Source organism: Gilliamella sp. Nev3-1, assembly GCF_001690435.1.
GTDB classification, from domain to species: domain Bacteria; phylum Pseudomonadota; class Gammaproteobacteria; order Enterobacterales; family Orbaceae; genus Gilliamella; species Gilliamella apicola_C.
The window spans coordinates 1-5,761 of record NZ_LZHN01000042.1 but is presented as its reverse complement, the minus strand read 5'-3'; the positions used below and the strand labels follow the sequence as shown (position 1 = coordinate 5,761).

Below are 5,761 nucleotides of genomic sequence, written 5' to 3'. Positions count from 1 at the left end.
TGGATTTTATTTTCCCTTGAATTAACGACTTATTAATCACATTCCCAACAAAAACGCTGAACAAGGGTTCTATTTTATTTAAATCTAAATTCTGCCATGCACCATCTGAATTGAAAATATCATAAAAGCGCATTTCAGGGCTGGTTAGCATCTGTCCAATTGTGTATAAATTATCACGTAATTGGATATTGACTAGATCATTTTTCTTCCAAACAACACGTTTAGCCATAATTAGCATCGACCTCTTTTTTTAGGAACACGCTTTCGATCCCGCTAATAGGTTGGGGTATCATCGTATAGCAGAATTTCCCAGTATCTTTGATGGCAATCGCTTCAATTCTGTTGGTGCAATCATAACAGTAGTCGGTCTATCCCTGTTTGTTGTGTTTTTCGCCTACTAGCAGATCGGGGGAAAATGATTAATTCATTAATTGTAGACACCAATCTCTTCCGCTTTGGCAATTAACTCATCTTGCAATGAACCTTGTATTTCATCTCCATCATACTCAAGAATGAAATCACCACTAATATTAGGAGGAAAACATGAACCATCTATGGTGCCAAAAATTGTTGACATTGTATCTATCATTACTATACGCAGAAAATTAAAAATCTTTTCTTGGTCTTTATCTGATAGCTTTGCGATAATACTTCTTGCTCTTGCATAAGGATCATTATCGTTTGTAGATTTACTCGGATCACTTAAATGAATTTTATAATATTCAAGTGTATCATCCAAAAGCATAGATAAAAGTGAGGTAACTACTAATTCATCTTTTCCTATTTTATTCATTTAACAACCTCTTTTTCCATTAGGTTTTAGTTTTCTCATTTCTGGATACATTTCTTTATTTTTGGCGATTAATTTCTGAAAAGCACTATTGGGTATTTGTGGGTACACGTATACCTCTAGCTAATAATTCTCTAGCATGACTAAATGGTTTTTCTGTTATAGAGTTAATTTTACTGCGTGTAACAATTCCAACTTCATCTGTAAGGAACTCATGTTCAACTTTGGGAACTAAAATAGCAGGGATAATACCCTTTTACAAGATTTTGCCTTACATGGTGAGCATTCAGCCCTAAATGATCGGCCCAAGTCAACTCATTAGGCGCATACTGGACAGATTAAACCCACCAGCAGCTCAATCGGGTCTGGCTGGGTAAATCTTCCTGTATCTGGATGATAGTACCTGAAAGTATTGTAATGTAAACTGGTTACTTGTCTAAATTATAACCTTGATAGTATGAATTATATTGTATCGATACCTGTACTATTTTTGTATCATTATACTTCATAACTAATAGCTGATTTTCTACAATATAGGTAGCAAAGAAATAAAAGCGATGAAAATTTAGATGTACGATCTTTTCTACATTGATTAATTACTCTAATAATGAGAAAACATGATGAAATTCTTCGTTTTTTATCAAATCCTGTATCGTTTTATTTATTACTTTGTCATTTAAACTCTCAACAATAATCATATCTGATGCCCAAAAATATAAGCCATTACAACACTCTTTTGTCTCTTTATACTTATTCAAAATAGAAATTATATTTTCGATAGTGAAAAATGTTGCAGCATACCTCTTTCCATTGTCTAAAAAAACTTCAACATCAACATTATCATTGACCTGATTAAGATCCCGATCATAGTTTAAAATTTTAATATTCATAATACTTAAGTTCCTTTACCAAATACTTTTAAAACTTCATTGATAACTATTTGCTGATTAGCCTTATTAGATTTACTAATATTTCAATTATACTATCATTTATTTCTCTGAAATAAACACGTGCCCATATCGAACTCTAGTTTCAGAAAATCCATGACCTATGGTTTTTGGTGCGACAGTCTGATTTTTTTATTCTTTAAAAGAAGTTGTTTTGTTAAATGAACGATACTTGATTGATGCGATTTTCCTATAATCTCAGCTTTTTAAAAAAGTTTATTACTTTCTTTTATTCACGAATGAATTTTGAAACAACTCAATTTCCACGGATCAACTCAATCCAATAGGCGCATACTGATAAAGATTAATACTGCCAGCTAAACCTACCAGATCCAGTTGAGTAAATCTATCTATATCTGGATCATAGTACCTGAAAGTATTGTAATGTAGCCCAGTTTTTCTGTCTAAATATTGTCCCTGATGTCTGAGGTTTTGTTCTACTGAGTCGTGTTCGATTTCATGAATCCGTTTACCCCAGAGCGGATAGCTACATTCCCAGATGATGTCACTGTTTGCTACGGTAAGCTCTTTTGGTGCACCGTTTAGATCGGTGAGGAAGTATATGACTTTTTCGGAGCATTACCTCTTTTATCTATGCGTGCCAGTAGTTGGTAGCTGCTTTGGTCGGTATAGATATACAGCCTGCTGTGCTGATTCGGGCTGGTTTTCTGAATCATTTTTTAGCCGATCCATAAAAGCGGGCACGATTGTAGGGGTTGCCTGCGTCGTTTAGTTGATGTTTTTCAATACGTACTTCGCTCAAGCGGTAGTTGGCGTTGTAGTGGTAGTGCCACTAATCATCCTGATTTAATTTCAGTTTTTTAACTTAGAAATATTTTCTCAATATATTCGCTTACTTTTGAATTAATATTACTTATATACTTCATGTCTTCATAAGTGCCCAATTTTAAAGCGCCTTCTAAATTGTCATGCAGGACTAAAAGATTATATGCCAATTCCTTTGAAATAAGATCTTTTTCTTTATAATTAGTTACCATTTCATCCAGTGAAGTATAGAGATCATTAATTGTTTTTTCATCTAACTTATCTTGTAATCTAATTTTTTCAATTACACTGATAATCTTTTCATGAACATCAGAATTTATAATTTTCATAAAATACCTAATTAATTATTTTTATTGAATTTGTTGGTATAGGTCAGTCAAATAGTGCTTCTCAAGCACCTTTAGCTAATCGTCTTCAAATTGATTACTTAAAAGGTCAAGACCTTTAGTAAAAGATATATCAATTGTTCCACCCAAAATTTTACTTAAATCTATATCAACTATTCTAGTTCCAATTTTATTAGCCCATTTTTCAGCGATACTTAAATCTTTGGTTGCAGATATAAACTGAGATGGAGAACGACTCTCTGATGTTACATGTCCTGCAACTATTTCTATATTATTTGGGTTTAGTGAAAACAATCCAGAAGATATGTTTTTGCCTTGTCTAATAACTGTATAGACTTTGCTACTTTTTATACGATCAAACTCACTTACTTCAGCACAGGTGCTAATCCTAATGGATCAATCCAAGTTAACCCATTAGGCGCATATTAATACAGATTAAACCCGCCCAGCAGCCCAATCGGATCCGGCTGGGTAAATCTACCTATATCCGGATGATAGCACCTGAAAGTATTGTAATGTAAGCCAGTTTCTCTGTCTAAATATTGTCCCTGATATCTGAGATTCTGTTGTATCGGGATGTGTTCGATTTCATGAATTCGCTTACCCCATAACTGAAAGCTGCATTCCCACAGTATTTTACCGTTTGCATCGGTGAGCTCTTCTGGACAGCCATTCAGGTCGGTGTGGGAAGTAGTGGATATGTTGTTCATGGTTGCCGTCTATGCCTATTGCGCTAGTGGTTCGTAGCTGTTCTAGTCAGTATATATATGAAAAATTCAATTATCCTTGCCAAAATAAATATTAGACAGTATTTAATTCTATCACTCTAGTTGATTTTTCTATTTAAAATTTAAATAATTGTTCATTTTTATATTTCCTTCTATTTATATGGTGACATCAATTTATTAACATCTTCAACAGATAAGCTAAAGGAATCTATGATATTAATGTTTATATTCATATTTAGTTGGTCATTTATTCGGTTCAACCAATGATAAAAATCAATAAAGATATTCTCATTCTCTTTTGTTAACTCCATAAAACCAGAGTCTGTATGAGATAGCTCTAATGAATCTAAGATAAATCGAAAAATATCTTTATTTTGGATTAAATCATCAGTTTTAATGATCATTAATTCTTTAATTCTTTAATTATTAATATTTCTTCTGATATACCCATTATGGTTGGGAGGGATAAAACTCTATCCTTTATTTTTTGTAAATTCATATTAATTACCTTAATAAAATGATCCGTTAAGGGGAATATGTGCACTGTTAGGATCTGATTTGAATGTTCCCCATGTCCCATCAGTTCTATAATTTTGCCCATTTATAGTATTTTTAATACTAGCCGTTGGGCCATTTGCTGAGTTAGCTGTTGGCCATTTTGCTTTTGTAGTAGGATCTATGCCATGTACTTGGTACTCTTGACCTTCATATCTAAACTTTCCGCTCGGGAAACGCTTAGGATCAGCATGCCAAGTATTTGGTATTCCTCCTTGTGTGGCCCATGCATCTATGTCTGCTTTATTTACCTTCCCATATCTAGCTAATTCTGATGGATCAGTTGGGCGTTTGGTAAAACGTCCTGTTTCATTATTACGCCAACGATTCGACTTACTATTAAAACTACAGCTCAAACCAAACGGATCTGGCTGAGTAAATCTACCTATATCTGGATCATAATACCTGAAAGTATTGTAATGTAAGCTGGTTTCTCGGTCTAAATATTGTCCCTGATATCTGAGGTTCTGCTTATGGATTCGTGTTCGATTTCATGAATCCGTTTACCCCAGAGCTGATAGCTGCATTCCCAGACGATGTCACCGCTTGCTACGATAAGCTCTTCTGGTGCACCGTTCAGATCGGTGTGGAAGTAGAATATTTCTTCATCTTCGCTACCTCTTTTATCTATACGCGCCAGTGGTTCGTAGCTGTTCTGGTCGGTGTAGATATACAGGCTGCTGTGCTGATTCGTGCCGGTTTCCTGAATCATTTTTAAGCCGTCCCACAGGAAGCGGGTACGGTTGTAGGGGTTGCCTGCGTTGTCTATAGCTGATGTTTTTCGATACGCCGGCCAAGGGCGTCGTAGACTCCGCCGTAACGCTGGCTGCGGTCTGTTTGTTCAATGCGTACTTCGCTCAGGCGGTGGTCGTCGTAGTGGTAGTGCTGGGGGGCACCGATGGTTTGTTTGTTATGGGTTTGACCGTGCTCATCGTAGCGGTAGTGGTGTCCTCTGAAATTCAGGAGCTGGTTATAGCAGATGACGTTCTGATTACTAGGGTCTAATTCTATTGGTCGTCTGTGATCTAATAGGTTGGTTGTGGCATCGTATTGCAGGATTTTCCTGTATCTGTGGTTGCGACAGCCTTCAATTCTGCCGGTGCGATCATAGTAGTAATCGGTCTGTCTGTGCTTGCTGTATATTTTGCTTACCAGACGGTCGAGGTTGTCGTACTGGTAGCTGCGTTTGATGTGTATATCGGGAAGAATCGAATTTTGATTACGCCGAATCTGCTTGCGTTGCAGGGCGGCTGTAATAATTATATTTTTTAAAATAGTTTGCAAGATTAATTCAATTAAAAAGCCTGTGCAATAAGGCTAAGATTTGTGTGGCAGGCAAAGCTTACCAACTATTTGCATGTTAATATTAAAGTTTAAATGCGTCTATATATTTAAGCCCGTTATAATTTTCTTTATAAGGTTTTTTTAACACTACTTCTCTTGCTTCATACCAAACTAAGGCATTGGTTTTGCTTATGCTTAGTTGATGACATTTGAGCGAGATTAATTTATCAATGAGTTCTCCTATATCAATCTATTTTTTCAATAGTTTATAATATCCAGTCAAATCTTTAATAATATAAATGTATAAAAATATATTTTTTATTT

9 protein-coding genes and 3 pseudogenes are annotated in these 5,761 nt (G+C 35.2%); all 12 read right to left on the bottom strand.

Features of this window, described 5'->3' with window-relative positions:
- Positions 1 to 229 (bottom strand): annotated as a pseudogene (locus A9G40_RS07200) (hypothetical protein); the annotation flags it as partial.
- 198 nt (positions 230 to 427) lie between these two features.
- Complete coding sequence (locus A9G40_RS07195) at positions 428 to 793, bottom strand: hypothetical protein (RefSeq protein ID WP_065581867.1); 366 nt, start codon at positions 791 to 793, stop codon at positions 428 to 430.
- A 315-nt stretch (positions 794 to 1,108) separates the two neighbouring features.
- Positions 1,109 to 1,186 (bottom strand): annotated as a pseudogene (locus A9G40_RS15860) (hypothetical protein); the annotation flags it as partial.
- A 200-nt stretch (positions 1,187 to 1,386) separates the two neighbouring features.
- Entirely contained in the window at positions 1,387 to 1,680 is a 294-nt protein-coding gene (locus tag A9G40_RS07190) for a hypothetical protein (RefSeq protein ID WP_065566323.1), read from the bottom strand.
- A 327-nt stretch (positions 1,681 to 2,007) separates the two neighbouring features.
- Positions 2,008 to 2,301, bottom strand: coding sequence for an RHS repeat-associated core domain-containing protein (locus tag A9G40_RS15855; protein ID WP_081295717.1), 294 nt, complete (start codon positions 2,299 to 2,301; stop codon positions 2,008 to 2,010).
- Between the two features lie 257 nt (positions 2,302 to 2,558).
- Positions 2,559 to 2,852, bottom strand: a complete 294-nt coding sequence (locus tag A9G40_RS07185; protein ID WP_065582489.1) for a hypothetical protein — start codon at positions 2,850 to 2,852, stop codon at positions 2,559 to 2,561.
- Positions 2,853 to 2,927: 75 nt separating this feature from the next.
- The gene (locus A9G40_RS07180; protein ID WP_065582488.1) at positions 2,928 to 3,164 is read right to left on the bottom strand and encodes a hypothetical protein; all 237 of its coding nucleotides are present in this window, start codon (positions 3,162 to 3,164) and stop codon (positions 2,928 to 2,930) included.
- 134 nt (positions 3,165 to 3,298) lie between these two features.
- Positions 3,299 to 3,556, bottom strand: a pseudogene (locus A9G40_RS15850) (RHS repeat domain-containing protein); the annotation flags it as partial.
- Between the two features lie 194 nt (positions 3,557 to 3,750).
- The gene (locus tag A9G40_RS15265; RefSeq protein WP_065582486.1) at positions 3,751 to 4,002 is read right to left on the bottom strand and encodes a hypothetical protein; all 252 of its coding nucleotides are present in this window, start codon (positions 4,000 to 4,002) and stop codon (positions 3,751 to 3,753) included.
- 105 nt (positions 4,003 to 4,107) lie between these two features.
- Positions 4,108 to 4,509: a hypothetical protein gene (locus tag A9G40_RS07165; protein ID WP_065582485.1), complete on the bottom strand. Its 402-nt coding sequence runs from the start codon at positions 4,507 to 4,509 to the stop codon at positions 4,108 to 4,110.
- A gap of 83 nt (positions 4,510 to 4,592) precedes the next feature.
- Positions 4,593 to 4,865, bottom strand: a complete 273-nt coding sequence (locus A9G40_RS07160) for an RHS domain-containing protein (protein ID WP_065582484.1) — start codon at positions 4,863 to 4,865, stop codon at positions 4,593 to 4,595.
- Between the two features lie 53 nt (positions 4,866 to 4,918).
- Positions 4,919 to 5,437: a hypothetical protein gene (locus A9G40_RS14690; protein ID WP_141675214.1), complete on the bottom strand. Its 519-nt coding sequence runs from the start codon at positions 5,435 to 5,437 to the stop codon at positions 4,919 to 4,921.
- Positions 5,438 to 5,761: the final 324 nt, after the last annotated feature.